At 40.8% G+C, this 1850-nt stretch carries 2 protein-coding genes; both read left to right on the top strand.

What is annotated here, in order from left to right; genetic code table 11:
- Window positions 1-235: 235 nt before the first annotated feature.
- Window positions 236-931, top strand: a complete 696-nt coding sequence (locus tag A1D25_RS00030; protein ID WP_157393686.1) for an N-acetylmannosamine-6-phosphate 2-epimerase — start codon at window positions 236-238, stop codon at window positions 929-931.
- Between the two features lies 1 nt (window position 932).
- A complete protein-coding gene (locus A1D25_RS00025; protein ID WP_157393685.1) occupies window positions 933-1814 on the top strand; it encodes an N-acetylmannosamine kinase in 882 nt (293 codons plus the stop codon).
- The last annotated feature ends 36 nt before the right edge of the window (window positions 1815-1850 follow it).

Raw genomic sequence — 1850 nt, 5'->3', positions numbered from 1 at the left:
TTTGTCAATAATCTGAGCTAATTTTAGTTAAAATTAGCAGTAAAAAAAGTTCCGCTACTATACCGATTTTTTTTGTCAAAATCTTTAAATTTTTGCAATTTTGTACAGTTAATTTAATGCTGGACAAAAAAATTTGATCTATCTCTCACTTTTTTTGTCTATTAGTTGCTTTGTCTAGCATAGCGTATTATGCTTGGAGTTAATCTTCTTTTTTATTAGAAATAATGGAGTTTGTATGTCAAGATTATCCAAAGAACAGATTTTAGCACAATTACAAAATGGTCTTATTGCTTCTTGTCAGCCTGTTGATGATGGTCCTATGGATTCTCCAGAAATTGTCGCAGCAATGGCGGCAGCATCGGTCGCAGGTGGGGCAGCAGGGTTGCGTATTGAAGGTATTGAAAATCTGAAAGCCGTTAGAAAAGTAGTAAATGTACCAATTGTTGGGATCGTAAAACGTGATTTACCCGATAGCCCTGTTCGTATCACTCCATTCTTACAAGATATTGATGATCTATATAATGCAGGTGCAGATATTATTGCCTTTGACGGAACAGATCGCATTCGTCCGACAACAATTGAAGCCTGTGCAAAACGTATTCAAGAACTCGGTGCGATGTCAATGGCAGATTGTTCCACCTTTACAGAAGGAATGTATTGCCAAGAATTAGGCGTTGATTTAATCGGCAGTACAATGTCGGGCTATACTGGTGGAGAAACACCAAAAGAGCCAGATGTCCAACTTGTTCGTGATTTAGTCGCAAATGGTTGCCGAGTAATGGCGGAAGGGCGTTATAATACCCCTGAACTTGCTGCATTAGCCATTGAAAATGGTGCTTATGCAGTAACGGTTGGATCTGCACTTACTCGTTTAGAGCATATTGTTGGCTGGTTTGTGTCCGCTATCGATAATCGTAAAAAAGGGGCATAAAATGACCGCTTGTCTTGCTATTGATGTGGGCGGAACAAAAATTGCCGCCGCATTAGTTACCTTAAAAGATAAAGATGCTCAAGTCGCTCAGCGTATTCAAATTCACACACCACAAAATCCAAGTGCTGAAGCCCTAGATGATGCATTAGCCGAAGTGTTACAAACATTCCAAGGGCAATTTGATAAAGTGTCTGTGGCATCAACAGGCATTATCCAAAATGGGATCTTAACCGCATTAAATCCTAAAAATTTAGGTAATTTGGCGTTTTTCCCTTTAGAACAAAGCATTGCTAAACATACCGATAAACCAATCACATTATTGAATGATGCACAAGCAGCAGGTTGTGCTGAATTTTTACGCCAAGATGATGTAGATAATTTTGCATTTATTACCGTTTCAACAGGGGTTGGTGGCGGAATTATTTTAAACCGCAAGTTATTTACAGGGACAAATGGCGTTGCAGGACATATCGGACATAGCCTTGCTGACCCAAATGGCGAACCTTGTGGCTGTGGTAGAGTGGGGTGCGTTGAAGCGATTGCAGCAGGCAGAGCTATTGCACGAGATGCAGCAAAATGGGAAAACCCTTGCGATCCGCCCGAAGTATTTAACCGCTTTCGTCAAGGCGATCCACAAGCGGTGGCTTTAGTGGATAAATCTGCAAAAGCGATCGCTAATCTGATTGCGGATCTAAAAATTAACCTAGACATTCAACGCATTGCACTAGGGGGAAGTGTCGGATTAGCCGAAGGTTATCTTGCTCGTGTTGAGTATTTCTTAGCACAAATGCCAGAAATCTACCGACCAAATATCGTACTTGCCCACTACGCTCAAGATGCAGGGCTAATCGGTGCTGCTTGGTGGGCTGAAAATCAGTTTTAGATTATTTACTAATTTATTGTAGGGTGGACTTTAGTC

It is taken from the genome of Ursidibacter arcticus (assembly GCF_009761375.1).
Taxonomy (GTDB): domain Bacteria; phylum Pseudomonadota; class Gammaproteobacteria; order Enterobacterales; family Pasteurellaceae; genus Ursidibacter; species Ursidibacter arcticus.
Note: the sequence above shows the minus strand (reverse complement) of the source record. Positions and strands in the feature narration are given on the sequence as shown.

Coding starts and splice junctions, on each gene's coding strand:
- A1D25_RS00030 (WP_157393686.1), top strand. CDS start 236: ATGTCAAGATTATCCAAAGAACAGATTTTAGCACAATTACAAAATGGT.
- A1D25_RS00025 (WP_157393685.1), top strand. CDS start 933: ATGACCGCTTGTCTTGCTATTGATGTGGGCGGAACAAAAATTGCCGCC.